The sequence below is a fragment of the Methylobacillus draconifructus genome (genome assembly GCF_045984385.1).
GTDB classification, from domain to species: Bacteria; Pseudomonadota; Gammaproteobacteria; order Burkholderiales; family Methylophilaceae; genus Methylobacillus; species Methylobacillus flagellatus_A.
On sequence record NZ_JBJQIJ010000007.1, the window covers coordinates 1 to 25,875 of the forward strand.

The 25,875-nt window shown below is 56.5% G+C and carries 33 protein-coding genes and 4 tRNA genes; 2 read left to right on the plus strand and 35 right to left on the minus strand.

All coding sequences use genetic code 11. The annotated features are described in order from the left end of the window. The 8 genes from ACKF11_RS13955 to ACKF11_RS13990 form a co-directional block, all read right to left on the minus strand. The coding region (locus ACKF11_RS13955; protein WP_407997576.1) for a GTP-binding protein at positions 1 to 332 on the minus strand (332 nt) is incomplete at its 3' end. A 61-nt stretch (positions 333 to 393) separates the two neighbouring features. Next, positions 394 to 468: transfer RNA gene (locus ACKF11_RS13960), tRNA-Thr, on the minus strand. Positions 469 to 494: 26 nt separating this feature from the next. After that, a tRNA-Gly gene (locus ACKF11_RS13965) sits at positions 495 to 570 on the minus strand. 42 nt (positions 571 to 612) lie between these two features. Beyond that, positions 613 to 697, minus strand: a tRNA-Tyr gene (locus ACKF11_RS13970). A gap of 62 nt (positions 698 to 759) precedes the next feature. Then, positions 760 to 835, minus strand: a tRNA-Thr gene (locus ACKF11_RS13975). Positions 836 to 854: 19 nt separating this feature from the next. Continuing rightward, positions 855 to 1,277: a ClpXP protease specificity-enhancing factor gene (locus ACKF11_RS13980; RefSeq protein ID WP_309564182.1), complete on the minus strand. Its 423-nt coding sequence runs from the start codon at positions 1,275 to 1,277 to the stop codon at positions 855 to 857. 8 nt (positions 1,278 to 1,285) lie between these two features. Then, positions 1,286 to 1,885 carry a glutathione S-transferase N-terminal domain-containing protein gene (locus ACKF11_RS13985; RefSeq protein WP_309564181.1) on the minus strand — a complete coding sequence of 200 codons (600 nt, stop codon included), beginning with the start codon at positions 1,883 to 1,885 and terminating at the stop codon, positions 1,286 to 1,288. A gap of 173 nt (positions 1,886 to 2,058) precedes the next feature. Next, complete coding sequence (locus ACKF11_RS13990; RefSeq protein ID WP_407997577.1) at positions 2,059 to 2,805, minus strand: Nif3-like dinuclear metal center hexameric protein; 747 nt, start codon at positions 2,803 to 2,805, stop codon at positions 2,059 to 2,061. Between the two features lie 43 nt (positions 2,806 to 2,848). Here ACKF11_RS13990 and ACKF11_RS13995 point away from each other — a divergent pair, with 43 nt between their 5' ends. After that, entirely contained in the window at positions 2,849 to 4,015 is a 1,167-nt protein-coding gene (locus ACKF11_RS13995) for a Do family serine endopeptidase (protein WP_407997578.1), read from the plus strand. 35 nt (positions 4,016 to 4,050) lie between these two features. Here ACKF11_RS13995 and tatC read toward each other — a convergent pair whose 3' ends face one another. The 25 genes from tatC to ACKF11_RS14120 form a co-directional block, all read right to left on the minus strand. Continuing rightward, positions 4,051 to 4,785: a twin-arginine translocase subunit TatC gene (gene tatC, locus ACKF11_RS14000; protein ID WP_407997579.1), complete on the minus strand. Its 735-nt coding sequence runs from the start codon at positions 4,783 to 4,785 to the stop codon at positions 4,051 to 4,053. Continuing rightward, a complete protein-coding gene (gene tatB, locus ACKF11_RS14005; RefSeq protein WP_407997580.1) occupies positions 4,782 to 5,135 on the minus strand; it encodes a Sec-independent protein translocase protein TatB in 354 nt (117 codons plus the stop codon). The genes tatC and tatB overlap by 4 nt, the downstream gene beginning before the upstream one ends. Before the next feature lie 17 nt (positions 5,136 to 5,152). Further along, positions 5,153 to 5,371 carry a Sec-independent protein translocase subunit TatA gene (gene tatA, locus ACKF11_RS14010; protein ID WP_309565104.1) on the minus strand — a complete coding sequence of 73 codons (219 nt, stop codon included), beginning with the start codon at positions 5,369 to 5,371 and terminating at the stop codon, positions 5,153 to 5,155. A gap of 17 nt (positions 5,372 to 5,388) precedes the next feature. Beyond that, positions 5,389 to 5,727: a histidine triad nucleotide-binding protein gene (locus ACKF11_RS14015; RefSeq protein ID WP_407994561.1), complete on the minus strand. Its 339-nt coding sequence runs from the start codon at positions 5,725 to 5,727 to the stop codon at positions 5,389 to 5,391. A 33-nt stretch (positions 5,728 to 5,760) separates the two neighbouring features. Next, the gene (locus tag ACKF11_RS14020) at positions 5,761 to 6,081 is read right to left on the minus strand and encodes a phosphoribosyl-ATP diphosphatase (RefSeq protein ID WP_309564175.1); all 321 of its coding nucleotides are present in this window, start codon (positions 6,079 to 6,081) and stop codon (positions 5,761 to 5,763) included. Beyond that, a complete protein-coding gene (gene hisI, locus ACKF11_RS14025; protein WP_309564174.1) occupies positions 6,074 to 6,466 on the minus strand; it encodes a phosphoribosyl-AMP cyclohydrolase in 393 nt (130 codons plus the stop codon). The genes ACKF11_RS14020 and hisI overlap by 8 nt, the downstream gene beginning before the upstream one ends. Further along, on the minus strand, positions 6,463 to 7,221 hold the full coding sequence (gene hisF / locus ACKF11_RS14030) for an imidazole glycerol phosphate synthase subunit HisF (protein ID WP_309564173.1): 759 nt from the start codon (positions 7,219 to 7,221) through the stop codon (positions 6,463 to 6,465). The genes hisI and hisF overlap by 4 nt, the downstream gene beginning before the upstream one ends. After that, entirely contained in the window at positions 7,218 to 7,961 is a 744-nt protein-coding gene (hisA, locus tag ACKF11_RS14035; protein WP_407997581.1) for a 1-(5-phosphoribosyl)-5-[(5-phosphoribosylamino)methylideneamino]imidazole-4-carboxamide isomerase, read from the minus strand. Before hisA ends, hisF begins: the two co-directional genes overlap by 4 nt. 20 nt (positions 7,962 to 7,981) lie before the next feature. Next, positions 7,982 to 8,626: an imidazole glycerol phosphate synthase subunit HisH gene (gene hisH, locus ACKF11_RS14040; RefSeq protein ID WP_407997582.1), complete on the minus strand. Its 645-nt coding sequence runs from the start codon at positions 8,624 to 8,626 to the stop codon at positions 7,982 to 7,984. Between the two features lie 28 nt (positions 8,627 to 8,654). Continuing rightward, positions 8,655 to 9,242 (minus strand): imidazoleglycerol-phosphate dehydratase HisB, encoded by a 588-nt coding sequence (hisB, locus tag ACKF11_RS14045; protein ID WP_407994557.1) that lies wholly within the window; start codon positions 9,240 to 9,242, stop codon positions 8,655 to 8,657. Between the two features lie 123 nt (positions 9,243 to 9,365). Continuing rightward, positions 9,366 to 10,031 (minus strand): 3-hexulose-6-phosphate synthase, encoded by a 666-nt coding sequence (gene hxlA / locus ACKF11_RS14050; RefSeq protein ID WP_309564169.1) that lies wholly within the window; start codon positions 10,029 to 10,031, stop codon positions 9,366 to 9,368. Positions 10,032 to 10,196: 165 nt separating this feature from the next. Further along, positions 10,197 to 11,261 (minus strand): histidinol-phosphate transaminase, encoded by a 1,065-nt coding sequence (gene hisC / locus ACKF11_RS14055; RefSeq protein WP_407997583.1) that lies wholly within the window; start codon positions 11,259 to 11,261, stop codon positions 10,197 to 10,199. A 2-nt stretch (positions 11,262 to 11,263) separates the two neighbouring features. Next, entirely contained in the window at positions 11,264 to 12,571 is a 1,308-nt protein-coding gene (hisD, locus tag ACKF11_RS14060; RefSeq protein ID WP_407997584.1) for a histidinol dehydrogenase, read from the minus strand. A 13-nt stretch (positions 12,572 to 12,584) separates the two neighbouring features. Then, a complete protein-coding gene (gene hisG, locus ACKF11_RS14065) occupies positions 12,585 to 13,229 on the minus strand; it encodes an ATP phosphoribosyltransferase (RefSeq protein ID WP_309564166.1) in 645 nt (214 codons plus the stop codon). A gap of 34 nt (positions 13,230 to 13,263) precedes the next feature. Next, on the minus strand, positions 13,264 to 14,535 hold the full coding sequence (gene murA / locus ACKF11_RS14070) for a UDP-N-acetylglucosamine 1-carboxyvinyltransferase (RefSeq protein ID WP_309564165.1): 1,272 nt from the start codon (positions 14,533 to 14,535) through the stop codon (positions 13,264 to 13,266). Between the two features lie 3 nt (positions 14,536 to 14,538). Further along, positions 14,539 to 14,856 carry a Grx4 family monothiol glutaredoxin gene (gene grxD / locus ACKF11_RS14075; RefSeq protein ID WP_407994554.1) on the minus strand — a complete coding sequence of 106 codons (318 nt, stop codon included), beginning with the start codon at positions 14,854 to 14,856 and terminating at the stop codon, positions 14,539 to 14,541. A 30-nt stretch (positions 14,857 to 14,886) separates the two neighbouring features. After that, positions 14,887 to 15,138, minus strand: a complete 252-nt coding sequence (locus ACKF11_RS14080) for a BolA family protein (protein ID WP_309564164.1) — start codon at positions 15,136 to 15,138, stop codon at positions 14,887 to 14,889. A gap of 3 nt (positions 15,139 to 15,141) precedes the next feature. After that, positions 15,142 to 15,921, minus strand: a complete 780-nt coding sequence (locus tag ACKF11_RS14085; RefSeq protein ID WP_309564163.1) for an ABC transporter permease — start codon at positions 15,919 to 15,921, stop codon at positions 15,142 to 15,144. Then, positions 15,921 to 16,814, minus strand: a complete 894-nt coding sequence (locus tag ACKF11_RS14090; protein WP_407997585.1) for an ABC transporter ATP-binding protein — start codon at positions 16,812 to 16,814, stop codon at positions 15,921 to 15,923. Before ACKF11_RS14090 ends, ACKF11_RS14085 begins: the two co-directional genes overlap by 1 nt. A gap of 30 nt (positions 16,815 to 16,844) precedes the next feature. Then, entirely contained in the window at positions 16,845 to 17,144 is a 300-nt protein-coding gene (locus tag ACKF11_RS14095; protein WP_309564161.1) for an STAS domain-containing protein, read from the minus strand. Between the two features lie 14 nt (positions 17,145 to 17,158). Then, the gene (locus ACKF11_RS14100; protein WP_407997738.1) at positions 17,159 to 17,758 is read right to left on the minus strand and encodes an MlaC/ttg2D family ABC transporter substrate-binding protein; all 600 of its coding nucleotides are present in this window, start codon (positions 17,756 to 17,758) and stop codon (positions 17,159 to 17,161) included. A gap of 11 nt (positions 17,759 to 17,769) precedes the next feature. Next, entirely contained in the window at positions 17,770 to 18,264 is a 495-nt protein-coding gene (gene mlaD, locus ACKF11_RS14105) for an outer membrane lipid asymmetry maintenance protein MlaD (RefSeq protein WP_309564159.1), read from the minus strand. 21 nt (positions 18,265 to 18,285) lie between these two features. Continuing rightward, entirely contained in the window at positions 18,286 to 19,077 is a 792-nt protein-coding gene (gene mlaE / locus ACKF11_RS14110; protein ID WP_407994552.1) for a lipid asymmetry maintenance ABC transporter permease subunit MlaE, read from the minus strand. Continuing rightward, positions 19,070 to 19,876, minus strand: coding sequence for an ABC transporter ATP-binding protein (locus ACKF11_RS14115; RefSeq protein WP_407997586.1), 807 nt, complete (start codon positions 19,874 to 19,876; stop codon positions 19,070 to 19,072). The genes mlaE and ACKF11_RS14115 overlap by 8 nt, the downstream gene beginning before the upstream one ends. A 109-nt stretch (positions 19,877 to 19,985) precedes the next feature. Further along, a complete protein-coding gene (locus ACKF11_RS14120; RefSeq protein ID WP_407997587.1) occupies positions 19,986 to 20,648 on the minus strand; it encodes a prepilin-type N-terminal cleavage/methylation domain-containing protein in 663 nt (220 codons plus the stop codon). 236 nt (positions 20,649 to 20,884) lie between these two features. Between ACKF11_RS14120 and ACKF11_RS14125 the strand changes: the two genes are divergently transcribed. Next, positions 20,885 to 22,591, plus strand: coding sequence for a sensor histidine kinase (locus ACKF11_RS14125; RefSeq protein WP_407997588.1), 1,707 nt, complete (start codon positions 20,885 to 20,887; stop codon positions 22,589 to 22,591). A gap of 73 nt (positions 22,592 to 22,664) precedes the next feature. On the opposite strand, the gene ccsB is transcribed toward ACKF11_RS14125, so the two are convergent. Then, on the minus strand, positions 22,665 to 23,810 hold the full coding sequence (gene ccsB / locus ACKF11_RS14130; RefSeq protein ID WP_407994750.1) for a c-type cytochrome biogenesis protein CcsB: 1,146 nt from the start codon (positions 23,808 to 23,810) through the stop codon (positions 22,665 to 22,667). 36 nt (positions 23,811 to 23,846) lie between these two features. Next, positions 23,847 to 25,778: a cytochrome c biogenesis protein ResB gene (locus tag ACKF11_RS14135; RefSeq protein WP_407997589.1), complete on the minus strand. Its 1,932-nt coding sequence runs from the start codon at positions 25,776 to 25,778 to the stop codon at positions 23,847 to 23,849. Positions 25,779 to 25,875: the final 97 nt, after the last annotated feature.

Here is a 25,875-nt window from a genome sequence, read left to right on the forward strand (position 1 = left end):
CCGTCAGCAGCGGAGACGACGAGGATAGCGCCGTCCATTTGGGCTGCGCCGGTAATCATGTTCTTGACGTAGTCGGCGTGGCCTGGGCAGTCAACGTGAGCGTAGTGACGAGTCTCTGTTTCGTATTCTACGTGGGAGGTGTTGATGGTGATGCCGCGAGCCTTTTCTTCCGGCGCGTTGTCGATCTGGGAGTAGTCCTTGGCTTCGCCACCAAATTTCTTGGTCAATACGGTGGTGATCGCAGCTGTCAGTGTGGTCTTGCCGTGGTCAACGTGTCCAATCGTCCCTACGTTTACGTGCGGCTTCGTCCGCTCAAATTTACCTTTTGCCATTTCCGTTTCCTTTAACCGACTTTATCAAGTTAATGAGTGCGTTTAATATCCAAGCACCAAATGGTGCCCATGGCGGGAATCGGACCCGCGACCTCTCCCTTACCAAGGGAGTGCTCTACCACTGAGCCACATGGGCATTTTTCTTAAATTCTGAATTTTAAATGGAGCGGGCGACGAGGTTCGAACTCGCGACATCTTGCTTGGAAGGCAAGTGCTCTACCAACTGAGCTACACCCGCACATCTAACCAGAAATCTATGCCCTGGCCCCAAATTCTATGCTGGTGGAGGGGGAAGGATTCGAACCTTCGTACTCTGAGAGAACGGATTTACAGTCCGTCGCCTTTAACCACTCGGCCACCCCTCCAAACAGAACCCGGGATTATGCGTATATTTTGACTTAGTGTCAAACGCATTTTCAAAAAGAAATGGTGCCGGATGTCGGAATCGAACTGACGACCTTCGCATTACAAGTGCGCTGCTCTACCAACTGAGCTAATCCGGCACAACTGAAACTTTTATTACTACTTCACCACCCTTAATGATGGCTTTTTTACCACCGGCGCATCAGGCGAACTCCCAATACTCGCCTCACCGCCTTGAGCACCTTTTTCATCGGGATCCATATCTGGAGAATCCTCTTCGAAAAACATGCCTTGTCCATTCTCGCGAGCAAAAATTCCTCGCACCGCACTCATCGGCACATACAGCTCATTCGATGCACCATTGAAACGGGCTGAGAATGTAACAGCATCTGTTCCAATATGCAAACTTTTTGTAGCGCTGTAATTAATATTCAGCACTATCTGCCCGTCCTTCACATAGGCCATGGGCACTATCGTTTGCGCATTGACGACAACCAGCAAATGCGGCGTCAATCCGTTATCCGTGCACCACTCGTGAATAGCGCGCACCATATATGGCTTGGTCGAGGTAATTGCGCTCATTGGACCACCTATTTCCGCATCGCTTTTTCGGAGGGCGTCATCGCTTCGATGTAAGCCGGGCGAGAGAATATACGTTCCGCATACTTAAGTAAAGGGGCGGCTTGCTTCGGCAGCTCGATACCGTAATGGCCCAAGCGCCAGAGCAGCGGGGCGATGGCGACATCCAGCATGGAAAACTCGTCGCCCAGGATGTATTCCTGGCGGCTGAACAAGGGAACGATCTGGGTCAGGTTGTCGCGTATCGTCGCGCGCGCCTTGTCCGCAGCCTTGGCATTTCCAGACTCGATATCGTCTATATGGCTGAACAGCTGCTCTTCGAAGTTATGCAGGAATAAGCGGGCGCGGGCGCGCATCACGGGGTCGGCCGGCATCAATTGCGGATGCGGGAAGCGCTCATCGATATATTCGTTGATGATATTGGCCTGCTCGAGCACCAAGTCACGCTCAACCAGCACAGGCACCGTGTTATGCGGATTGATCACGGCCAAGTCTTCCGGCTTGTTTGCCATATCCACATCTATCACCTGGAAATCCATGCCCTTTTCGAACAGCACAATACGGCAACGATGGCTATAAGGACAGGTAGTACCGGAATACAAGGTCATCATAATTCATTATCTCACTTGAAGAATGCCCAGCAGGATGGATAGAACTCTGCCAGGGAATAAAGAAAGCTTTCAGCCGGATCATGCACACAACCGGTCAAAGTAAGGGCAAGATTGTACAGAAAGTGCGGACAAAATGAAAGATAATGTTTATTTTTAACTTAATAATCATCAAGTTATATTAAATTTTCAATATCGATAAACTCATGCTCCAATGCAAACTTTTCTGCCAGATGCATCCCCAGCGCCTCTATCCCATAACGTTCCGTCGCATGGTGTCCCGCGGCGATGTAGGCCACTCCCGTTTCGTGTGCCAGATGAAATATCTGCTCGGACACCTCTCCGCTGATGTAAAGGTCTACGCCAAGACTGATTGCCATCTCGAAATAGCCTTGTGCACCGCCGCTACACCAAGCGACGCGGCGCACTTTTCTTTCTAAGTCGCCGAACACCTGCGGGGTACGGCGCAACTGGTTTGCCAGCGCACAAGAAAATGCTCCCAATGTAGCTTCAGCCGGCAGGGCGCCATACGCGATCAATCCTTGGTCGCCAGCCCACCCTTCCAGCGTTATGCCCATGATTTGGCCTAGCCGCGCGTTGTTACCAAGTTCCTTGTGGGCATCGAGCGGCAAGTGGTATGCAAGCAGGCTGATGTCATGCTGCAACAAGAACTTCAAGCGCGCATGCTTGACGCCTGTGACGACTGGAGATTCATTGCGCCAGAAATAACCATGGTGTACCAATATGGCATCGGCGCCAGCTTCCTGTGCCGCATCGAGCAAGGCCAGACTGGCTGTTACGCCCGTTACCAGCTTATTGACTTCACCACACCCCTGCACTTGCAGGCCATTCGGACAATAATCTTTGAAGCGCTCAACCTCAAGGAATTGTCCGGTATAATCAACCAGTTCTTTCAGCTTCATTTACACTCTCCAACATTTAGACTCGCACCACGTCGAAACCAACATGCGCAAACTCTGGCTTATTTTTGCACAGACAGTCACCATCAGTCTTGCTGCTCTTTTTGTGGTGCAGTTGTTTTACCCGCAATTGCTTCCCTTGAACGACAAGCCCGTTGCCGCCGTTAAGGAAGCGCCCACTTACAGCGACGCCGGCCAGGCCCAGCCAGGGTCCTACCGCCAGGCAGCCCAGGCGGCCATGCCCAGCGTCGTCAACATCTTCACCTCGAAAAAATCCAATCAGCCCATGGGCAATCCTTTTATGGATGACCCCTTGTTCCGCCACTTTTTCGGCGACCAGTTGGACGAGCAGCAAAGCCAGCGCGAGAACAGCCTGGGATCGGGCGTCATCGTCAACAGCCAGGGCCTGATCCTGACCAATCACCATGTCATTGAATCCGCTGACGAGATCGAGGTCGCGTTGCCGGACGGCAGGACCTTCCCTGCCCGTATCGTGGGCACCGATCCCGAAACCGATCTTGCCGTGCTCAAGATCAATGTCCGCAACCTGCCGGCCATCACGTTTGCACAACCCGGCAATATCAGCGTGGGCGATGTCGTACTCGCCATCGGCAATCCCTTCGGCGTCGGGCAAACCGTCACGCAAGGCATTATCAGCGCGCTTGGCCGCAGCCATCTTGGCATCAATACCTTTGAAAACTTCATCCAGACAGATGCGCCGATCAACCCCGGCAATTCCGGAGGCGCCCTGATCGATACCGAAGGCAACCTGGTAGGCATCAATAGCGCGATTTATTCCCGCAGCGGCGGATCCATGGGGATAGGCTTCGCTATTCCTGTGAGCCTGGTCAAGCAAGTCATGGAACAGATTATCCGCCAAGGCAGCGTGACCCGCGGCTGGATCGGCATAGAAGCACAGGACATTACGCCCGAACTGGCGGAATCATTCCGCCTGAAGCAAGTGCGCGGATCACTGGTAGCAGGCGTAGTGCGCGGAAGCCCCGCAGACAAGGCCGGGCTGCGCCCTGGCGATATCCTGCTGGAGATCGATGGCCGGGAGGTTATCGACAGCTCCACGATGCTGAACGTGATCTCCAACCTGAAGCCTGAAAAGAAAGTGCTGATCAAGGTTGCGCGCAACCAGAACGAACTGGTATTGCCCATCGTCATCGGCAAGCGCCCCACCCCTCAGCTTGCCAACAGCCGCGAATGAGGGATAGCCAGCTTCCCACCGGGCCGGCAGCCGCATCAATGTAGCTGTTGCTGGCTTTTTCTCTGGATCATGCTCGCCACCAGGATGCCAGCCTCATACAGCACCCATAACGGCACGGCCAGCATCACCTGGGAAATCACGTCGGGCGGCGTGAAGATCGCGCCAATGACGAACGCCCCGACAATCACATATGAGCGGGCCTCGCGCAAGGATGCGACACTGACGATACCAGCGCTCACCAGCAATACAACCGCGACCGGCACTTCAAATGCCAATCCGAAGGCAATAAAGAGGGTAATGGCAAAATCCAGGTATTTGCCGATGTCCGTCATGACCGCCACCCCTGCGGGTGCGGTGTGCGTAATGAAGCCGAATACGACGGGGAATACCAGAAAATAAGCGAACGCCATTCCAACCAGGAACAACATGGTGCTAGCAAACACAAGCGGCCCGATTAGGCGCCTTTCATGCGTATACAACCCTGGGGCGACAAATGCCCATATCTGGTAAAGGGTATGAGGCAGGGACAGCATGAATGCCGCCAGCAACACCACTTTCATGGGTACGAAGAATGGCGTCGTGACATCGGTCGCAATCATCTGCCCGCCGACAGGCAGGCTCTGCAACAAAGGCCGGGCCAGGAAGTGGTAGATGTCGTTGGCGAACGGAAACAGGACCAGCGTAATCAGCACGATGCCGATAATGATGCGCAACAAACGGTCCCGCAGCTCGATCAGGTGCGAGACGAAGGTATCTGAAGGGGTATTCAATCTGGCCTGCCGCGATCTTGTAAGGCGTCGTCCGTATTCTGGCCAGAGATCCGAGGTTCCGAATCTGGACTTTCCTGACCAGGAGAAGCTATTTTCTGCATTTCCTGCTCTATATCGGTACCAGCCTGCTTAAAAGCCGACTCGGCATCCCGGATGTCTGCCTGCAATCGCTGCAGCTCCTCGAAACGCAATTCGCGGCTGATGTCCGACTTGACGTTATTGACATAGCGCTGCGCCCTGCCCAACAACAGGCCCACCGTGCGGGCAACCTTGGGCAGCTTTTCTGGCCCGATGACCACAAGTGCCACGATCCCAATGACGACCAGCTCAGAAAAGGCAATATCAAACACAGGCAGGCCCGTTCAGTCTACTGCTTTTCCTTTTGCCTGACGTCGTTCTCTACAGTCTGCCCCTTGACATCGTCATCAAGCGCGGCCGTGCCAGACTTGCCTTCATTGACTGCTTCCTTGAAACCTTTGACGGCTCCGCCGACATCGCTGCCAAGATTACGCAAGCGCTTGGTACCGAAAATCAGCACCACGATTGCAAGTACGATCAACCAATGCCAAATGCTGAATGAACCCATCACCAGCTCTCCTAATTTTAAATCTTTGGTAAGGTGTCGCCACCACCAAATACATGGATGTGTAAATGAAATACTTCCTGCCCGCCTTCACGCCCGGTATTGATCATGGTGCGGAATCCTTTCAAGCCTAACTGGGCAGCGAGCTTGGGCGCCAATAACAATATCTTCCCCAGCAGCGCCTGGTGCGAAGCATCGCAGCCCGCCAAGCTTTCCACATGGCCCTTGGGCACTATCAGGAAGTGTACCGGGGCAATCGGACGAATGTCGTGAAACGCAATAACCTCTTCATCCTCATAGAACTTGCTTGAAGGAATATCATTCGCCACTATCTTACAGAAAATACAATCAGCACTCATCGATATTCCATTCAATTCAAAAACGCTTATTCGTTACTCTACCGGACGGGAGGCTTTTTCCTCAAGCCCCGACAAGCCCTCGCGCCTTGCGAGCTCCCGCAGCACGTCTTGAGGGCCCAGGCCGGCATGCGCCAGCATGACCAAGCTATGGAACCAGAGATCGGCGGTTTCATACACTATCTTTTCCGCATCCCCGTCCTTGGCGGCGATGATGGTTTCAGCCGCCTCTTCGCCAATTTTCTTCAAAATGGCATCCGTGCCCTTGGCATACAGCCTGGCAACGTAAGATGACTGCGGATCTGCGCCCTTGCGCTGTTCCAACAGTTCAGCAAGCCTGTCCAGCACATCACTCATGGTGATAAATATCCTCGGGATTCTTGATGACAGCCTGGTCAGTGACCCAATCATCCTGCTCCAACTTTTGGAAGAAGCAATTGTGGCGGCCAGTATGGCATGCAATACCGCCTACCTGCTCAACCAAGATAAGGATGACATCCTCGTCGCAATCCAGCCTGATTTCGTGCACCTTCTGCACATGGCCGGATTCTTCGCCCTTGTGCCAAAGGCGGCCGCGAGAACGCGACCAGTACACCGCCTGACCCGTTTCCGCCGTGAGGCGCAACGCTTCGCGGTTCATCCAAGCGAACATCAATACTTTGTTCGTACCGGCTTCCTGTGCGATCACGGGCACCAGGCCATCTGGCGTCCAGCTTACCTTATCTAGCCACGACTCGCTCATAAGCGCACCTCTATTCCTTGCTCGCGCATGTATTCCTTGGCTTGGCGCACCGTATATTCGCCATAATGGAAGATGCTGGCGGCCAGTACCGCATCAGCGCCCCCTTCCCTGACGCCTTCGACCAGGTGCACCAGATTGCCAACACCGCCGGACGCGATGATGGGCACATCCACTGCTTCGCTGATTGCACGGTTAAGCGGGAGATTGAAGCCCATCTTGGTACCATCGCGATCCATGCTGGTCACCAACAATTCCCCGGCGCCGAGCTCGACCATTTTACGCGCCCAGTCAACGGCATTCAGGCCAGTAGGGGTGCGCCCGCCATGGGTAAAGATTTCCCAGTGATCACCCACCTGCTTGGCATCAATCGCCACCACGATGCACTGCGACCCGAAACGAGCCGCGGCATCCGCCACCAGCTGCGGGTTGGTTACGGCCGCCGTATTGATGCTGACTTTGTCAGCGCCGGCATTGAGCAGGCGGCGTACATCTTCCACCTCGCGCACCCCGCCGCCCACCGTCAGCGGGATAAACACCTGCGAGGCCACTTGCTCGATGATGCCAAGGATGAGGCCACGGTTATCCGAACTGGCAGTAATATCAAGGAAGGTCAGCTCATCGGCGCCCTGCTCGTCATACCGGCGCGCAATTTCCACCGGATCGCCCGCATCACGCAACTCCAGGAAATTGACACCCTTGACCACGCGGCCGTTAGTGACATCCAGGCAGGGAATAATGCGCTTGGCTAAGCTCATATCCGGCTCAGCTCGTCCGCAAGCGTCTGGGCTTCGGTAAAATTCAACGTACCTTCGTAAATTGCACGGCCTGTAATGGCGCCAATCACGCCTTCGCTTTCGACCTCGGCAAGACGGCGCACGTCATCCAGGTTGGTCACGCCGCCACTGGCAATCACCGGAATGGTCAGCGCCTGCGCCAAGGCCACGGTCGCTTCAATATTGACGCCTGTCAGCATGCCGTCTCGGCCGATATCGGTATACACCACAGCTTCGACGCCATAATCCTCGAATTTCTTGGCAAGGTCGATCACGTCATGACCGGTCAGCTTGGACCAACCATCCACAGCGACCTTGCCATCCTTGGCATCCAGGCCCACCATGATCTGCCCCGGGAACGCATAACAAGCCTCGTGCAGGAAACCCGGGCTCTTGACCGCGGCAGTCCCCACAATCACGTAGCTGATCCCATCATCCAGGTAGCGCTCTATCGTATCCAGGTCGCGGATACCGCCACCGAGTTGGATGGGAATGTCATTGCCCACCGCCTTCACAATCGCCTTGATAGCGCCCTCATTGACTGGCTTGCCTGCGAAAGCGCCATTCAAATCCACCAGATGCAAGCGCTTGCCGCCCTGGTCAACCCAGTGCCGGGCCATGGCGCCGGGGTCTTCGGAAAATACGGTAGCATCTTCCATCAAGCCTTGTTTCAAACGAACACAATGACCGTCTTTCAGGTCGATAGCAGGAATAATCAGCATGATATTGACAAATTAAACGATTAAAACACCCCGTCCCATCGGACGAAGTTTGAAAGAAGCTTAAGGCCCGCGTCGTGGCTTTTTTCCGGGTGAAACTGGACGGCAAACAGGTTGCCGCGAGCGATAGAACTGGTGAAACGCTTGGGGTATTCACTATAGCCCGCATCCAGACCAGCATCATCTGGCGAGACATAATAACTATGTACGTAATAGAAACGTTCGCCATCGGCAACGTCATGCCATAGCGGGTGCTCCAGGCTCTGGTAGACCTGGTTCCAGCCCATGTGCGGCACCTTGAGCTTTGCTCCGTGCTCGTCGTGCATGTCTGCCGCTGCAAAACGCTTGACTCTGCCCTTCAGTATGCCCAGGCCGGCGGCATCGCCTTCTTCGCTATGCTCGAACAACAATTGCAGGCCGATGCAGATACCCAGGAACGGCTTTTCTGCAGCAGCGGCAATAACAGCCGCGCGCAAGCCGCGGGCATCGAGCTCGCGCATGCAGTCCGGCATGGCGCCCTGGCCGGGAAATACGACGCGTTTGGCCGCGGCAATCTGTGCCGGGTCGCTGGTCACAATCACGGTCTGGTTGGGGGCGACATGCTCCAGCGCCTTGGACACGGAGCGTAAATTGCCCATGCCATAATCAACAACGGCTATATCTGTCATGGTAGGTCGGTAGAAAACCGGAAAATATCTATAAACTGCCTTTAGTTGAAGGCATTATACCCACCATACGGGGGTCGAGTTCAACTGCGGCGCGCAAAGCACGGCCAAACGCCTTGAAAATGGTTTCTGCCTGGTGGTGGGCATTCTTGCCGCGCAGGTTATCTATATGCAGCGTAATGGCGGCATGATTGACAAACCCCTGGAAGAATTCACGCACCAGATCGACATCGAACTCGCCGATGCGCGCGCGGGTAAACTCCACGTTGAACTCCAACCCAGGACGTCCTGAAATATCCAGCACGACTCGTGACAACGCCTCGTCCAGCGGCACATAGGCGTGCGCGTAACGGCGTAGGCCTTTTTTATCGCCCAACGCCTTGCTGAAAGCCTGGCCCAGGGCGATGCCCACATCCTCTACGGTGTGGTGCGCGTCGATATGCAGGTCGCCCTGACATTCGACATTGATGTCCATCATGCCATGCCGTGCGATCTGGTCCAGCATATGATCGAAAAAACCAACCCCGCTATTCAACTTGGATATCCCGGTGCCATCCAGGTTGATGGCAACGGCAATCTTGGTTTCCAGGGTATTGCGGCTCACTTCAGCGTTACGCATGGCAGTCATTCAAAATCATGAGTCATAAAATCAAAACCGTTGCAAAACAGTCCACGCAGTCTTGCAACGGTTTCCAGACAAGCTCGGCCGGCACGCCGGAAGGCATGCCGCAACAAGCTTCAATTAGCTGAACAGCTTCTTCAGCCAGCCGAACAGGCCACCACTGCTTTGTGTACCCTTGGCAGCGGCGCTGATTTCAGCGGCAGCAGCGGCAGGATCAGCAGCACCGTAGATAGCCGCACCGGCAACAACGATAGTCGCGCCCGCATCAACCACTTGCTTGGCAGTAGTCGCCTTTACGCCGCCAGCCACGGAAATATCCACGCCCAGGTTCAGGCCGGAAACCAAGCCCAGGTCGGCAAACGGAGTTTGACCGGCAGCTTGTTGGTCCAGGCCAGTATGAACGCCGATGATGTGCGCGCCCAGCTTGGCTACTTCCTTGGTACGTGCAGCCTTGTCAGCCACGTTGATCAGGTCGATCTGTGCCTTCTTGCCGTACTTGTTGGCAACGTCGATCACGCCCTTGATGGTGCCGATGTCGGCAGTACCGAGTACGGTCACGATGTCGGCGCCAGCCTTGTAGAATGGCTCAGCTTCGTAGAAGCCAGCATCCATGGTCTTCAGGTCAACCAGGATCTTGTTGTTAGGGAACTTTGCGCGCAGAGTTTCCAGCAGTTTGATACCGTTGTACTTGATGCAGGGTGTGCCGATTTCAAGAATATCAACGTGTGGTGCAACAGTCGTAGCAAGCGCTACAGTCTGATCGAAATCTAGTGAATCTAATGCCATTTGAACTAATGGTTTTGCCACGATGCTTCCTCCGCTTTAATTACAGAATTATGATGTACTGACCGCGCTATGATACATTTTTTCCAATGATTAAGGGAAGTAATGGTGCAGTATTCTCTTAATTGATCGGCAAATCAATGCCATAGCACGTCAAATGCATCAGTTTTAAGGGGTTAAAATCTCTTTCAATGCATGAACCAACACTTGCGACTGTGCGTCCGTGCCGATGGTAATCCGCAAGAAATCGCTGATGCGGGCCGGCTTGCTGAAATGGCGCACGATGATGCTGCGCTCGCGCAAACCGGCGGCCAGTTCAGCGCCGCTGCGTTCGCCATGCCTGGCAAAAATGAAATTGGCAGCCGAAGGCAGGACGACAAAACCCAACGCTTGCAATTCCTTGACCAGCGCTTCCCTGGTCGCAACCACCTTGCGGCAGGTTTCCTCGAAATACGCCCGGTCCTCAATCGCAGCGGCAGCGCCGCTGATCGCAAAACGATCCAGCGGATAGGAGTTGAAGCTGTCCTTGACCCTGACCAAGGCCTCAATCAGATGCGGCTGGCCGATGGCATAACCGACGCGCAGGCCTGCGAGCGAACGCGCCTTGGACAAGGTATGCGTCACCAGCAAGTTGGGATATTGCTCGACCAGCCCTACCGCGGACTCGGCGCCGAAGTCGACATAGGCCTCGTCGATCACCACGACCGATTCAGTATTCGCCTTGAGGAGCCGTTCAATCTCGGCAAGCGGCAAGCCGCGCCCGGTCGGCGCATTCGGGTTGGGAAAGATGATGCCGCCGTTGGGGCGCTTGTAATCATCCACATTGATCTCGAATTCGCCGTCCAGAGCGACCGTCTGGTACTCGATACCATACAGCCCGCAATATACCGGGTAGAAGCTGTAGGTGATGTCGGGAAACAAGATCGGCGCATCGTGCTTGAGCAGCGCGTGGAAAGTATGCGCCAGCACCTCATCGGAGCCGTTGCCGACAAATACATGCGTATCTGGCACATCGTAGAATTTCGCTACCGCCTGCACTACCCTGTCCGAGGTCGGGTCAGGGTAAAGGCGCAGGCTGTCGGCGGCCTCCGCTTCAAGCGCGGCAAGCACCTTGGGGCTAGGGCCGTAGGGATTTTCATTGGTGTTGAGCTTGACCAGGTTGGTCAGCTTGGGCTGCTCCCCGGGAACATAGGGCGTCAGCTCATGCACGATGGCACTCCAGAACTTGCTCAAGGTCAGCCTTTCAAGCGGAATTCGGCGGAACGGGCGTGCGCCTGCAAGCCTTCGCCGTAGGCCAGGGTAGCCGCCACGCGTCCAAGTTTTTGCGCGCCAGCGCTGGACACCATGATCAGGCTGGAACGTTTCTGGAAATCGTAGACACCGAGCGGCGACGAGAAACGTGCCGTGCGGGACGTCGGCAGGACGTGGTTCGGGCCAGCGCAGTAGTCTCCCAGGGCCTCGCAGGTATCACGCCCCATGAAGATGGCGCCTGCATGGCGGATTTTCTTGCTGTATGCCAGCGGATCGTCCACCGACAGCTCCAAGTGTTCGGGCGCAATATAGTTGGCGATCTCCGCCGCCTGCTCCAGGTCATTCACCTTGATCAAGGCGCCGCGGTTCTGCAGGGAAGTACGGATGATCTCCTTGCGCGGCATTTCCTCGACCAGTTTCTCGATACTGGCTTGTACGGCATCGAGGAACGCCGCATCGGGCGACAGCAGGATGGCTTGCGCCAATTCATCATGCTCGGCCTGGGAGAACAAATCCATCGCCACCCAGTCTGGATTGGTCTTGCCGTCGCAGATCACGAGGATTTCAGACGGGCCGGCCACCATGTCGATGCCGACCACGCCGAACACGCGGCGCTTGGCTGCCGCCACATAGGCATTGCCGGGGCCGACGATCTTGTCGACCTGCGGCACGGTTTCCGTACCATAGGCCAGCGCGCCAACTGCCTGGGCGCCGCCGATACAGAAGACGCGGTCGACGCCGCATACTGCCGCCGCGGCAAGAACCAGCTGGTTCTTTTCACCGCCGGGCGTAGGCACGACCATGATGAGCTCCTGCACTCCCGCCACCTTGGCAGGAATCGCGTTCATGAGCACGGACGAAGGATAGGCCGCCTTGCCGCCGGGCACATAGAGGCCGACGCGGTCCAGCGCCGTGACCTGCTGCCCGAGCAAAGTGCCGTCTTCCTCGGTATAGGTCCAGGAGGACATCAGTTGCTTCTCGTGGTAGTCACGAACGCGCTGCGCCGCCTGCTGCAAGGCTTCGCGCTGCTCGGCAGGCAGGCCGTCCAGGGCAGCGTGCAGTTCGGCCTTGCCGATTTCGAGCTGGGACATGGATTGCGCGGACTGCGCATCCAACCGGTCGAAGCGCTGGGTATATTCCAGCACGGCGGCATCGCCGCGGGTTTTGACATTGCGCAGGATATCCGCCACTACGTTGTCTATCTTGTCGTCTTGCGCGGTCTCGAATGCAAGCAAGGCCTTCAGGTCCTGATCAAAACTTGCATCGCTTGTAGAAAAACATCTGATATTCATGATTTCAACCTGGTTATTGATTGGCCGCGACGGCCTGGGCAAACGCATCCATGATGGGCTGCAATTGGTCGCGCTTGAGCTTGAGCGACGCCTGGTTCACGACGAGGCGAGAACTGATGTCGGTAATTTCCTCCACCGCCTTGAGGTGGTTGGCACGCAGGGTGCCGCCGGTGCTGACCAAGTCCACGATGGCATCAGCCAAACCGACCAACGGCCCGAGCTCCATCGAACCATACAGCTTGATCAGGTCGACATGCATGCCCTTGGCAGCGAAGTGCTCGCGCGCGGTCTTGACGTACTTGGTCACGACCTTGAGGCGTGCGCCGCGGCGAATGGAACCGAAATAGTCGAAATCCTCTCGCACCGCGACCATCATGCGGCAACGCGCAATGTTCAGGTCCAGCGGCTGGTACAAACCCTCGCCGCCGTGCTCGTCCAGCACATCCTTGCCTGCGATCCCGAGATCGGCCGCGCCATACTGCACGTAAGTCGGCACATCGGTCGCCCGCACGATGATCAGGCGCACATCGGGGCGGTTGGTCGGCAAGATCAGCTTGCGCGAAGCTTCCGGGTCTTCCAGCGCAGCAATCCCTGCTGCTGCCAGCAGCGGCACGGTTTCTTCAAAAATACGTCCCTTGGAAAGGGCGATAGTAATCATTGCTGTCTTTCTTGTTTATTGGACTGCCGGGGCTTTATTTTATCCGCTGGATGCGTGCGCCCAGCTGTCCCAGTTTTTCTTCCAGCCGCTCGTAGCCGCGGTCCAGATGGTAAATACGCTCGATGACCGTTTCGCCACGCGCGACCAACGCTGCCAGCACCAGGCTGGCCGAAGCGCGCAAATCGGTCGCCATCACGGTCGCCCCCTCGAGAAACTCGCGGCCGCGCACGATGGCCGTATTGCCTTCGACCTCGATACTGGCGCCCAGGCGCTGCATCTCCTGCACATGCATGAAACGGTTCTCGAAAATGGTTTCCGTCACAGTGGCCACTGCGTCCGCCACGGTATTCAGCGCCATGAATTGGGCCTGCATGTCGGTGGGGAACGCCGGATGCGGCGCTGTGCGGATGCTGACCGATTTCAGCGCGCCTTTGCGCTTGAGCACGCCCTCGCTCCGTATGGTAATGCTGTTGCCGGCATATCCGACTTCGGCGCCGCTTTCACGCAATTTGTCGATCACGGCATCCAAGAGGTCGGCGCGAGCATTATTGAGCTTGACTTCTCCCCCGGTCATGGCAGTCGCCACCATGTAAGTGCCCGCTTCAATCCGGTCGCAGACCACATCATGGCTGGCCGCATGCAGGCTGGCAACACCCGTCACCGTAATCACGTCGGTGCCTGCGCCTTCAATCCTGGCGCCCATCTTGGTCAGGCATTCCGCCAGGTCCACAACCTCGGGCTCACGTGCCGCGTTTTCCAACACCGTCACGCCATCTGCCAGGACGGCCGCCATCATGAGGTTTTCCGTGCCCGTTACCGTGACAATATCCATGAAGACGCGCGCGCCCTTGAGCTTGTCGGCCTTGGCCTCGATATAGCCATGCTCGATATGGATTTCCGCCCCCATCGCCTGCAAGCCCTTGATATGCAGGTCGACCGGACGCGAACCGATGGCACAGCCGCCAGGCAACGACACCCGCGCACGGCCGAACCTTGTAAGCAACGGCCCCAGCACGAGGATGGAAGCGCGCATGGTTTTCACCATCTCGTACGGCGCCTCGCAGGTATGGATATCACTGGCATCCAGGCTCAGGCGATGATCGCCCAGCTCAGCAATCTTCACCCCCATGTGAGCGAGCAGTTTGCGCATGGTGGCGATATCGTGCAACTGCGGCACATTGCCCAGCGTCAACGGCTCGGCAGTCAGCAAACTCGCACAGAGAATGGGCAAAGCGGCATTCTTGGCGCCGGAAACCGATATTTCACCGTTTAAAGGGACGCCGCCCTGGATGACTAGCTTATCCACGTGTTATGCCTGGGCTTCCTGCAACAGTTTCTGCAATTCACCTTGCTGGTAGAGGTCGCGCATGATGTCCGCACCGCCGATGAACTCGCCCTTGATATAAAGCTGCGGGATGGTCGGCCAATTGGCGTAGACCTTGATGCCCTCGCGGATGGCAGGGTCGGCCAGCACATCGATCGCGACGAAATCCTTCAAGCCGCTGGCTTGCAGGATTTGCACGGCCAGCCCGGAAAAACCGCATTGCGGAAATTTGGGGCTGCCCTTCATGTAGAGCACCACCGGGTTGCTTGTCACCTGGTTCTTGATCAACGCTTGTGTATCCATGTTCTGTCCTTAATTTAAGTCGGTTCGCCATCAAAGCGTGGCATTGAGTTTGGCCCAGGCTTCCGGGGTGAATGTCCGCATGGACAAGGCATGAATCTCCTCGCGCATGCGATCGCCCAAAGCCTGATATACCAATTGATGCTGTTGCACCATGTTCTTGCCTGCGAACAGCGGGCTGACGATGATGGCCTCGAAATGCTGCCCGTCGTCGCCCAGCACCTGCACGTGGTCGCAGGCCAGTCCATGGGCAATATAGTTTTTCAACGCTTCTGCACTTAACACGGTTCAGCCTCGCAATTTGTAGCCGGATTTCAGCATCTGTAAAGTAATGAATGATAGGGCAAAAAAGCATCCTGCAACAACGCCCAGACTGATATAGGGCGAAATATCCCCTGCCCCGAAGAAGCCGTAGCGGAAACCGTCTATCATGTAGAAAAACGGGTTGAGATGCGATACCTGCTGCCAGAACGGGGGCAACGAGTGTATCGAATAAAATACGCCGGACAGGAACGAAAGCGGCATGATGACGAAGTTCTGGAAAGCTGCCATTTGGTCGAACTTCTCCGCCCAAATGCCGGCGATAATGCCGAAAGTGCCCAGCAACGCGCTGCCCAGCAACGCAAACGTCAATATCCAGCCGGGATGCGCGACCGGTAAGTCGATGAAGAGAATGGCAACCAAGTAAATCCCCAGGCCGACCACCAGACCGCGAATAACGGAGGCTGCAAGAAACGCCAGATAGAATCCAAAATAGGAAATCGGCGTCAGCAGGATGAAGATCAGGTTGCCCATCACCTTTGACTGGATCAGGCTGGACGAGCTGTTGGCAAAAGCATTCTGCAACAGCGACATCATGATCAGGCCCGGGATCAGGAATGCAGTGTAGCCCACGCCGGGATACACCTGCACGCGGCCTTCCAGCACATGGGAGAAGATCAGCAGATAAAGCAGCGCGGTCATCACCGGCGCGGCGACCGTCTGAAAACTCACGCGCCAGAAGCGCAGCAGTTCCTTCTTGAACAAGGTCCACGGACCGCGCAGATTTTGGCTAAGCAAATTCGCCATCAACTTACGATCTCCACGAACACATCTTCGAGATCGGCTTCGATCAATTGCATATCCTCGACCGTCACGCCCGCAACCCGCAATTCGGCCAGGACGGATTCCAGTTGCGCCACATCGGCAATTGCCAGGACATAGGCATCCCCTTGCTCTTCCCGAACCAGGGGGCTCAACGGCGCGGGCAAGGCAGCGGAAAGCTTGAGACGCAGGCGCTTTCCAGGCACGCGATTCAACAGGTTGCGCGTACTGTCCAACGCCACGATCTCGCCCTGCTTCATCATGGCAATGCGGCTACAGAGCGTTTCCGCCTCTTCCAGATAATGCGTGGTCAAAATAATAGTATGGCCTTCGCGGTTGAGCCTGCGGATGAATTCCCACATGGTCTGGCGCAATTCGACATCGACTCCCGCAGTCGGCTCGTCCAATACGATCACGGGCGGCTTGTGCGCAAGCGCCTGGCCGATAAGCGCACGCCGCTTCATGCCGCCCGACAGGCGGCGCATATTGGTATGCGCCTTGTCCGCCAAGCCCAGGGATTCGATGATCTCATCCACCCAGGCGTCATTGCTGCGCCCGCGCCCGAAATACCCGGCCTGGAACCGCAACATCTCGCGCACATTGAAGAATGGGTCGAACACCAACTCCTGCGGCACCACGCCCAAGGCGCGACGCGCCTCGGCATATTGGACATTGACGTCGAAGCCCATCACCTGCAGACTGCCGCTGCTGGGCCGCGACAACCCTGCCAGCAGGTTGATCAGCGTAGACTTACCCGCGCCGTTCGGCCCGAGCAAGGCAAAAAACTCGCCCTGCTCAATGGACAAGTCTATGCCTTTCAGCGCGTGTAAATCGCCAAAACGCTTGTGCACCTGCTGGATATTGATCGCGGGAATCATCGATGAAAACTGGGGCCTAGGCCCCAATGCTCAATGGCTGGGGCTGGATTGCGGAATCAGCTCAAGCACGCCGTACAGCGTGGCCAGGCTGGCCAGGTTAGCCGGCAAGTTCGCCAGGCTGACAGCAGACTTGCTTGCAGCGGCATGGCGCAACCACTCGAAAATCAGGCTGAGCGCCACAGTATCGACCTCCGCCACCTGGGAGAGATCGATCTCCAATGTGCCAGGCATCTGCAAGGCCTTGCTTTCAGCCAGCAGCACATCGACCTGATTGACGGTCATGTCGCCGCTGACCAGCCAGCGGTTTCCTTGTTGTTGAATCTGTGCCAAGTTCTACTCTTTGCTTACTTGTTGGATTCCTGGTTCTTGGTAGCCAGCTTCTTGATCAGGCTGTCCAAGCCGCCTTGGCGGATCTCGTTGCTGAACTGGCCGCGATAGTTGGTCACCAGGCTCACGCCTTCTATGGTGATGTCGTATACCTTCCAGTCCTCGCCATTCTTTTCCAGGCTGTAATCGACAGCGACCGGCTGGCCGCCCGGTTGCAGGATCTGCGTCTTCACCTTGACGTCGGTGTCGCCCGGCTGCGCGCGGAACGGCTTGTATTCGATGGTCTGGTTGCGGTACTTGGACAATGCGGTGGCATAGGTACGCAACAACAGGCTGCGGAACTCGTCCTGGAAAGCCTTTTTCTGTTCGGGAGAGGCCTTGGTCCAGGCCTTGCCCAGCACCAGGCGCGACACGCGGTCGAAATTGAAGTTGGGCAGGATTTTCTCTTCTGCCAAGGCAAAAATCTTGCTCTGGTTGCCGGCCTGGATATCCTTGTCCTGCTTCACGACCGCCAGCACATCCTCGGCAGTCTTCTTCACCAGCGCGTCAGGCGCGACTTCCGCCATGGCCAGGTTTGCACAGCCGACAAACGCCATCGCGGCCATCCACTTCATCATTGTTTGCATGCTTATTCCGCCTCTTTACTATCGTTAGACTTATCGTCGTCTGACTCGGACGCCTTGCTGTAAAGGAACTGGCTGATCATCTTTTCCAGCACCACGGCATCCTGCGTCTTAACAAACTTGTCGCCGTCCTGCAGCATCTTGTCGTCGCCGCCGGCTTCAAGGCCAATATATTGCTCGCCCAACAGGCCGGCAGTATAGATATTGGCAAACGTATCCTTGGGGAAAGGATACCGTTTGTCCACCTTGACTGTCACCTGCGCCTCATAGGTTTCAGGGTCGAACTTGATGCTGTCCACCCGCCCCACGACCACGCCGGCGCTTTTCACGGGCGCCCGTGGCTTGAGACTGCCGATATTCTCAAAAGCTCCCGTCACGCTATAGGTTTCGCCAAGGGTGGCGCTGTTGAAATTGCCGACCTTCAAGGCCAAACCAAACAGCGCCGCAGCCCCTGCAGCGACAAAAACACCGACCCAAAGATCAATTGTTGTACGTTCCATCTTTTCTCCAGTGTGTTGCGCTTACGCAACAATCATGAACGAAGTCATTACAAAATCGAGACCCAGCACCGCCAGTGAGGAATTCACCACCGTGCGCGTCGTCGCGCGGCTCACGCCTTCGGCAGTCGGCGGCGCATCAAACCCTTCAAACAAGGCGATCATGGTGCAGGCAATGCCGAACACCACGCTCTTGATCACCCCATTCACAATATCCTCCCGGAAATCCACGCTGGCCTGCATCTGCGACCAGAACGCGCCCGCATCCACGCCGATCAAGGGCACCGCCACCAAGTAGCCGCCCAGCACCCCGACCATGGAGAACAAGGCTGCCAGCAACGGCATGGAGAACACGCCGGCCCAGAACCTTGGCGCCACCACGCGGGCGATAGGGCTTACAGCCATCATCTCCATCGCGGACAACTGCTCGGTCGCCCTCATCAGGCCGATTTCCGCAGTAATCGCGGTACCGGCGCGCCCAGCAAACAGCAGGGCGGTTACCACCGGCCCCAGCTCGCGCACCAGCGACAAGGCCACCAGCACGCCGATCGCCTCGGAAGAGCCGTAGCGCTGCAAAGTGTTGTAACCCTGCAAGGCCAGCACCATGCCGACGAAGAACGCCGACACCAGGATGATGATCAACGACAACACGCCAGTGAAATAAATCTCGCGTATGGTCAGGTGTAGCCTGCGGAAGCTCTCACCCGAGTAGATCAACACGTAAAAGAAAAAACGGACGCTGGCGCCGAACCGCCACAAGTTATCAATCACGCGATGGCCGATTCCGCGCAGCACATTCGCCATAGCACTAAACATTCGCGCTCCTCAAGATATCCTGTCTATAGTCAGGCGCTCTATAGTGGAACGGCACCGGACCATCCACCTCACCATGCACAAACTGATGGACAAATGGCAGCTCGGACTTGCGCAGATCCTCCGGCGCGCCTTCGGCAGCGACGACGCCATCCGCCACGAAATAGACGTAGTCGGCAAAGGCGAATACTTCCTGCACGTCATGCGTCACGATGATGGAAGTCGCACCCAGCGCATCATTGAGCCTGCGGATCAGGTTGCAGATCACCGCCATCGAGATCGGGTCCAGCCCGGCAAACGGCTCGTCGTACATGATGATGGAAGGATCAAGGGCGACTGCCCGCGCCAATGCCACGCGCCGCGCCATGCCGCCGGAAAGCTCGGTCGCCTTGAGATCGCGCGCGCCGCGCAAGCCTACAGCGTTGAGCTTCATCATCACCAGGTCGCGGATCATGGATTCCGGCAGGTCGGTATGCTCGCGGATCGGGAATGCCACGTTTTCGTAAACGGAAAGATCGGTGAACAAGGCGCCTTGCTGGAACAGCATGCCCATCTTGCGGCGCAGCTTCTGCAAGCCCTTGCGGTCCTGCTTATGCACTACCTCGCCCGCCACGCGCACCTCGCCGCCCGACGGCTTCAACTGCCCGCCGATCAGGCGCAACAACGTGGTCTTGCCGCTACCGCTGCCGCCCATGATGGCCACCACCTTGCCGCGCGGGAACTTCATGTTGATGCCCTTGTGCAGCAAGCGCGTCTTGTAGCCAAAGGATAGATTGTCGATTTCGACGATGTTGTCGCTCATGATCGCTACTTTTCTGATTAGCAGGCTATTTTAATGCAAAAGCGGTTTACTTCATAACGCTGGAAAAGTAAAAGCCCGCAAATGCGGGCTTTTACTTCAAACATCCATATTAGAAAGACATACAAACAGTAAAAGTACCACCATCAGGAACATCTCCATTCTCCAACGAGTTGCCAGCTGTACCAACAGCGGCAGGAGTAGTAGCAACACGCACAGCTCCGTTGTTTGTCAACCCATCATCCAGCAACACATCAATCTGCTTTGCTAGCCGCCCAGTAATTCCCTCAGAACACACAACAAAGGTACCCACCATAGGATTGGCTTCATCCTGAATCGTATTGAACCCATTCAGGCTTTGCACTCCAATACGTCCGCCGTCTGCATTCCTTGGAATATAAGCATCAGTTCCAACTTGCGTCGAACCTGTCGCCAAACCCGCCAGCCGGACATGCTGCCAGAATAAGTAAGACTCATCTGTCTGCGTAACAGAATTCCAATGTCCATCAATTCGCCCATTACCACGACTAGCGGCCGCCGCTGGTGTCCCATTGGTTATATGCATAGCAACAGCCGCATCATCCCCAGGCAATGCTCTATACTTATCCTGATACCCATAAAGCAATATCTGTACGTTTTTTAAATCATTGGCAATATTTTTCGCCTTGGCACTATTAATCAACTCCTGCCCCTTGAGCACGCCGCCCAGCAGCAAGCCGATAATCACCAGGACTATCGCCAGCTCGATCAGCGTGAAGCCGGATGTTTTTTTCATATGCTATCCTTGCGCGAGGTTGCCGGCATGGCAGCCCCAAAATAAATAAGTTGGTATGAGATATGCAACTCTCATGCCAATTAACACCCAGCCCAAATTAAAGATAAACCCAATAACGGCGCAGGTTTCAACCAGATTTGGCCGAATTCCATGCTTGCCAAAACATAGCCAAAGTGTTGAGATTTCGTCCATAGTGACAAAATTACGACACATGCTACTAGAGATCACATCATTCCATGGCCACCCTGAGCACCCGCACTAATTCCTACCGGCCAAGCGCATCAACCTTGCAGCAATGGATGCTGGGGCTGATGCTATTGAGCTTCCATGGGGTATTGCTATGGGGTTTCGAGGACCCGCTACAGAAAGGTCTGCTGCTCTGCCATTACGGTTTGTTCCTGATCTGGCAGCCGATCTGGCAAACCAAGGAAAAACTTTCTCCCCAAGCTATCCTGCTGTTCGCCGCGGGCGGCATCCTGCTTACCGTATTCGTCAGCTGGTGGCTGCTGGCCATTTGGCTCTCGGCTTTATTTGGCCTGTTGGGCGGGCGCATTTTTTCCGCCACGGCGCGCGCATCGCGCCAAAGCTACCTGTTTGCCGCCACCTACCTGCTTTCCGTCCTGCTGCTCTGGGTAATCCCGCACCTGCTGGATGCGGACACGGCGCTGCAGGTCACAGAACTCCTCATGCTTTACCTGCTGCCCATGCTGCCGCTGGTCATCCTGTTCCTGCGCGTCAAGCAGGAAACCCACCAGCATGCGCCTATACTCGATTTTTTCTACACTCTGCTGCTGTTTCTGCTCTCGGTCACGCTGATCCTCAGCATTTTCACGATTTCGCGTACTACCGAGGCCGATTATGCCGAGGTGGTGGTATGGGTGGTATTCGGCCTGGCTGCGGCGTTGTTGCTGGCAAGCTGGCTATGGAACCCGCGTGCGGGCTTCAGCGGCATCGGGCAGTTGCTGTCGCGCTATCTCCTGAGCGTAGGCTTGCCGTTCGAGCGCTGGATCAAGAATATCGCCGAGCTTGCCGAGCGCGAAACCAGCGCCAAGGAATTCATGCATGCAGCGATGAGCGAGGTTGAAACCCTGCCCTGGGTGGCGGGCGGCAAGTGGGAGACCGAGGACGACCAGGGAGAGTTCGGCACCCAGGCGCCCTACTATGCCGACCTTGACTTCCATGATTTCCACCTGACCCTGTACAGCCGCTGGCCGCTCACGCCTGCCCTCACGATCCACCTCAAACTACTGACACAGATACTGGGCGAGTTCCACGAAGCCAAGCGCCGCGAGGAAGCCTTGCTGCAGAATACTTATATGCAGGCCATCTACGAAACTGGTGCGCGCCTTACCCACGACATGAAGAACATCGTGCAATCCATGAGCGCGCTTTGCAGCGCGGCCGAACAAGCGACCGAGGCAGACAATGAACGGCTGGTCGCACTGATCCGCAAGCAGCTGCCCCTGCTCAACCAGCGCCTGGCGCTGACGCTGGACAAGCTGGGCGCCCCGCGCGACGAGAACACGCGCATGCTGCCGCTGCTGGAATGGTGGGACAACCTGCAACAACGTTATACAGGCACCCGCATCGGTTTCAGCGAAATCATCACGACGGAAGCCGACCCCAGGATAGACAGCGAAGTATGGGATAGCGTGGTGGACAACTTATTGCAGAATGCCCTTGCAAAAGCCCGGCACGAGCCTGGCATCAATATCTCGGCCGCCCTGGTAATCGGCAGTCAAATCTTTGTCGAAATCACCGACAGCGGCAATCCGATGCCGGAAGAGGTGGCGGCAAGCCTGTTCCGCAAACGCATCCGCTCGGAAGGCGGGCTCGGCATCGGGCTTTATCAGGCAGGACGCCAGGCGCAACAGGCTGGCTACCAGCTTGCCTTGGTGGAGAACCAGCCTGGCACGGTACGTTTCAGGCTGGAGATGAAATAGCCGCAATCCAGGCTCGCCAAATAAAAAGGCCGCGACTGCATTGCAGCGCGGCCTTTTTTAGTTATTCAGCGTTCTACAGCTCGCCGTAGGAATGCAATCCGGACAGGAACATGTTCACTCCTAGGAAGGCAAAGGTGGTCACCAGCAGCCCAACCAACGCCCACCAGGCCAGGATGGGGCCGCGCAACCCCTTGACCAGCCGCAGGTGCAGCCAGGCGGCATAGTTGAGCCAGACGATCAACGCCCAGGTCTCCTTGGGATCCCACGACCAGTAGCCGCCCCACGCCTCCGCCGCCCACATGGCGCCGAGGATGGTGGCAATGGTGAAGAAGGCGAACCCGACGGAAATGGCCTTGTACATCACGTCATCCAGCACTTCCAGGCTCGGCAGGCGGGATGCAAGAATGCCCTTGTCCACCAGCAAATAGGCCAACCCGACCATGGCCGCCAGGGCGAATGTGCCGTAGCCGATAAAGTTGGCCGGCACATGGATTTTCATCCAGTAGGATTGCAGGGCAGGCACCAAAGGCTGAATTTCATAGGCCTGGCGATCGAAGGTATACCAGAGGATGAAACCGACGGCGGCGTTGATGACGACCAGCACGAAACCGCCCAGCTGGCGGGTGGCATAGCGGCCTTCGTAGTAGAGATACGCCAGCGCGGTGATCAGGCAGAACAGGATGAAGACTTCATACAGGTTGCTGATCGGGATATGCCCGACATCCGGGGCGATCAGGTAGGATTCGTACCAGCGTACCATGAGGCCAACAAACCCCATGACCACGGCAGACCAGACCAGGCCCGAACCGACCTTGGCCGCAAAGGCAGAGCGGGCAATCAGGCCCAGCCAGTAAGCCAGCATCGCCAGGACAAACAGCACGTTCATCCACATGATGGCGGACTGGCTGGAAAACAGGTACTTGAGCAGGAACACCTGCTCCACATTCGCCTGGCTGCCATCGTAGAGCTGGATGGATGCCAGGCTGATGCCCGCCACAACCAGCAACAAAGCACGCATGGGCTTCCACTGCCATCCCAGCCAACTGAACAAGGCTATCGAACCGAACAGGATGCCCACTTCGTACGCATCCATGAATTCGGCATATTGCCGGAATGCGAACAGCCCGCCCAGCAGCAGCAGCAGGGCATATCCCCAATCCGCCAAGCTCAGGCGCTTGAACAACGGTTCCGGCACATCTTCCATATAGGCAGTCTTCATCATCAACCCCAATACATGTTGGTTACGTGACCGATGTCACACTTGCTGGTTTTCCAGCAGGCGCGCGAGCTTGTCGCGCATGTTGTCGAATTCGATATCGAAATCGCGGTTCTTGCGGTTGGCCGACATGGCAAACAACACGCGGTTGTTTTCCGGCTTCACCAGCAGCCAGATACGGCGCTCGCGAATATAAATCATGGAGAAAATCCCAAGCACCAGCAGCACCGAACCCGAATAGACCAGCACCTTGCCCGGCGAGCGCGTCAATTGCAGCCCGCTGGACTGGCGATGCTCGAACCCGGTCAATTGCAAATATAGCGGCGCGCCGTAATGGAAGCTATCGCTGATCGCATGCAGGCTGTCCTCAATGAAAGCCTGCAATTCCTCGCTATTGCCGGTTGGCGGCAGCCCTGCACGCTCGCGGCTGATCGCATAGGCATTGAAGGCGGCCGTCGTCACTATCTTGAGGTATGCCTGCGCCGCGCCCGCGCGCTGCGCTTCCGGCACCGCCTCGTCTATCATCTCGGCCACCTTGCTGAAACCGCCCTGGCCGAACGCTTGCAACAGCTGCCTGACGCTGGCTTCAAACCTGGTCCTGGTTTCCGTGTCGATGTCGCCATGGTTGGACAAGGCCAACTGCGAGACGCGACGCACGATCTCTGGATACAACGATTGGTCAAACATCGCCGCCCGGAAGTTCATATAGCCCTCGATACCGCCCTCTTCATCCGCAGGAATCCGCAGGTAGCGATAACTGTCCTGCTGCATGGAGCGCATGCCGGAAAGGAAATATTGCTTTCCATCCAGCAGCAGCGGGTTCATGTAGTTCACATATTCGCGTGCCTGCCCTTCCGCATCGCGCACCTTGAAGGTGACGTTGGGGCCCACGTTGCGCGGCTTGCCCTTGCCGTCGACGGAAAGGTTCAGGATGTTGAACAGGCGGAAATCGGACAATTCCACGCTCAACGGATTGTTGCCGCCGCTGACGTCATATTTATTGAATACGTTGCCGCTGAACGGAATATTGTCCGCATGGCTGCCCAACAGGTTCCATACCTTGAAGTCCAGCTTGGAGCCGCCATCGCCGAAATCGGACTGGTAGATGGCAATGCCCTTGTAGATCAAGGGATGGTTGACCTTGATCGTCGCCGTGATAGGGTCCTCGCGTTCGGGATCGATGATCATGATATCGCTCTCGAATGACTTGGGCTGCCCGGTATCGTAATGCTCGATACGGAAAGCCTTCAGCACGATGCTGAACGGCAAGTCCTGCACAAGGTATCCGTCCCGCACGCGCAGGAAGGCCGCATTGGCGCCGGCGCCTTCAGGCAGCGTCATATTGGCGCGGAAGGAAATGTTGGCCGGGGACATGCGGCTTTGCGGCGGCACCTTGCGCTCGGGAATGTCGCGCGTCTCCACCACCTTGTATCCGAGCAGCTCCTGCGCCTTGAACACCAGGTTGCCGTCCATGAGGCCGCCAATGCAGATGATGACGATCGCAGCATGGGTGAGGATATAGCCCAACCGTTGATAGCTGCCCGCCTTGGCGGCGAACAGGTTGCCGCCATCCTCCTGCGTCACGGTCTTATAGCGGAAGCCGTGTGCCGAAAGGAACTGCGCCAGGCGGGATGCGGTCTCCCCGGTCGAGTAAGGGGTGTGGTATTCGTGATGGTGGCTGAAGCTGCGCAAGGAAGTTTCTTTGGCGTTCTCGCGGAATGCGCGCAGCTCCCGCAGCATGAGCGGGGAATTGCGGTAAATACAGAGCGAAGTGGAAAGCACCAGGAAGACCAGGATGACTAGGAACCAGCCAGCATGGTAAACGTCGTAAAGCCCGAGGAACTCGAAGAACTCGAACCAGAACTGGCCGAACTGCACGATGTAGTTGGTATACGGCTCATTCTGCTTGAGCACGGTGCCGATAATGGAGGCGATGCCCAGCACGACCAGCACGCTGACTGCAAAACGCATGGAGCTCAGCAGCTCATATAGCCTGTGCCTGGTGGACTGTACGGAATTCAAAACAAGACCATTTAAAAAATTTGAGGTGAGTCCATCATGCCTATGG

Bases quoted from the DNA above. Each gene is read 5' to 3' on its own strand.
- ACKF11_RS14015 (WP_407994561.1), bottom strand. From the start codon at position 5,727: ATGAGTGCTGATTGTATTTTCTGTAAGATAGTGGCGAATGATATTCCT.
- ccsB (WP_407994750.1), bottom strand. From the start codon at position 23,810: ATGAAGACTGCCTATATGGAAGATGTGCCGGAACCGTTGTTCAAGCGC.
- ACKF11_RS14135 (WP_407997589.1), bottom strand. From the start codon at position 25,778: ATGCGTTTTGCAGTCAGCGTGCTGGTCGTGCTGGGCATCGCCTCCATT.
- tatA (WP_309565104.1), bottom strand. From the start codon at position 5,371: ATGGGTTCATTCAGCATTTGGCATTGGTTGATCGTACTTGCAATCGTG.
- ACKF11_RS13995 (WP_407997578.1), top strand. From the start codon at position 2,849: ATGCGCAAACTCTGGCTTATTTTTGCACAGACAGTCACCATCAGTCTT.
- hisB (WP_407994557.1), bottom strand. From the start codon at position 9,242: ATGCGTAACGCTGAAGTGAGCCGCAATACCCTGGAAACCAAGATTGCC.
- ACKF11_RS13980 (WP_309564182.1), bottom strand. From the start codon at position 1,277: ATGAGCGCAATTACCTCGACCAAGCCATATATGGTGCGCGCTATTCAC.
- grxD (WP_407994554.1), bottom strand. From the start codon at position 14,856: ATGGATACACAAGCGTTGATCAAGAACCAGGTGACAAGCAACCCGGTG.
- ACKF11_RS14020 (WP_309564175.1), bottom strand. From the start codon at position 6,081: ATGAGTGATGTGCTGGACAGGCTTGCTGAACTGTTGGAACAGCGCAAG.
- hisI (WP_309564174.1), bottom strand. From the start codon at position 6,466: ATGAGCGAGTCGTGGCTAGATAAGGTAAGCTGGACGCCAGATGGCCTG.
- hxlA (WP_309564169.1), bottom strand. From the start codon at position 10,031: ATGGCATTAGATTCACTAGATTTCGATCAGACTGTAGCGCTTGCTACG.
- hisH (WP_407997582.1), bottom strand. From the start codon at position 8,626: ATGACAGATATAGCCGTTGTTGATTATGGCATGGGCAATTTACGCTCC.
- ACKF11_RS14115 (WP_407997586.1), bottom strand. From the start codon at position 19,876: ATGAGCGACAACATCGTCGAAATCGACAATCTATCCTTTGGCTACAAG.
- hisF (WP_309564173.1), bottom strand. From the start codon at position 7,221: ATGAGCTTAGCCAAGCGCATTATTCCCTGCCTGGATGTCACTAACGGC.
- ACKF11_RS14125 (WP_407997588.1), top strand. From the start codon at position 20,885: ATGGCCACCCTGAGCACCCGCACTAATTCCTACCGGCCAAGCGCATCA.
- ACKF11_RS14100 (WP_407997738.1), bottom strand. From the start codon at position 17,758: ATGATGAAGTGGATGGCCGCGATGGCGTTTGTCGGCTGTGCAAACCTG.
- ACKF11_RS13990 (WP_407997577.1), bottom strand. From the start codon at position 2,805: ATGAAGCTGAAAGAACTGGTTGATTATACCGGACAATTCCTTGAGGTT.
- ACKF11_RS14090 (WP_407997585.1), bottom strand. From the start codon at position 16,814: ATGATTCCCGCGATCAATATCCAGCAGGTGCACAAGCGTTTTGGCGAT.
- mlaE (WP_407994552.1), bottom strand. From the start codon at position 19,077: ATGTTTAGTGCTATGGCGAATGTGCTGCGCGGAATCGGCCATCGCGTG.
- hisD (WP_407997584.1), bottom strand. From the start codon at position 12,571: ATGAATATCAGATGTTTTTCTACAAGCGATGCAAGTTTTGATCAGGAC.
- ACKF11_RS13985 (WP_309564181.1), bottom strand. From the start codon at position 1,885: ATGATGACCTTGTATTCCGGTACTACCTGTCCTTATAGCCATCGTTGC.
- mlaD (WP_309564159.1), bottom strand. From the start codon at position 18,264: ATGGAACGTACAACAATTGATCTTTGGGTCGGTGTTTTTGTCGCTGCA.
- hisA (WP_407997581.1), bottom strand. From the start codon at position 7,961: ATGCTGATTATTCCTGCTATCGACCTGAAAGACGGTCATTGTGTTCGT.
- hisG (WP_309564166.1), bottom strand. From the start codon at position 13,229: ATGATTACTATCGCCCTTTCCAAGGGACGTATTTTTGAAGAAACCGTG.
- ACKF11_RS14085 (WP_309564163.1), bottom strand. From the start codon at position 15,921: ATGGCGAATTTGCTTAGCCAAAATCTGCGCGGTCCGTGGACCTTGTTC.
- ACKF11_RS14120 (WP_407997587.1), bottom strand. From the start codon at position 20,648: ATGAAAAAAACATCCGGCTTCACGCTGATCGAGCTGGCGATAGTCCTG.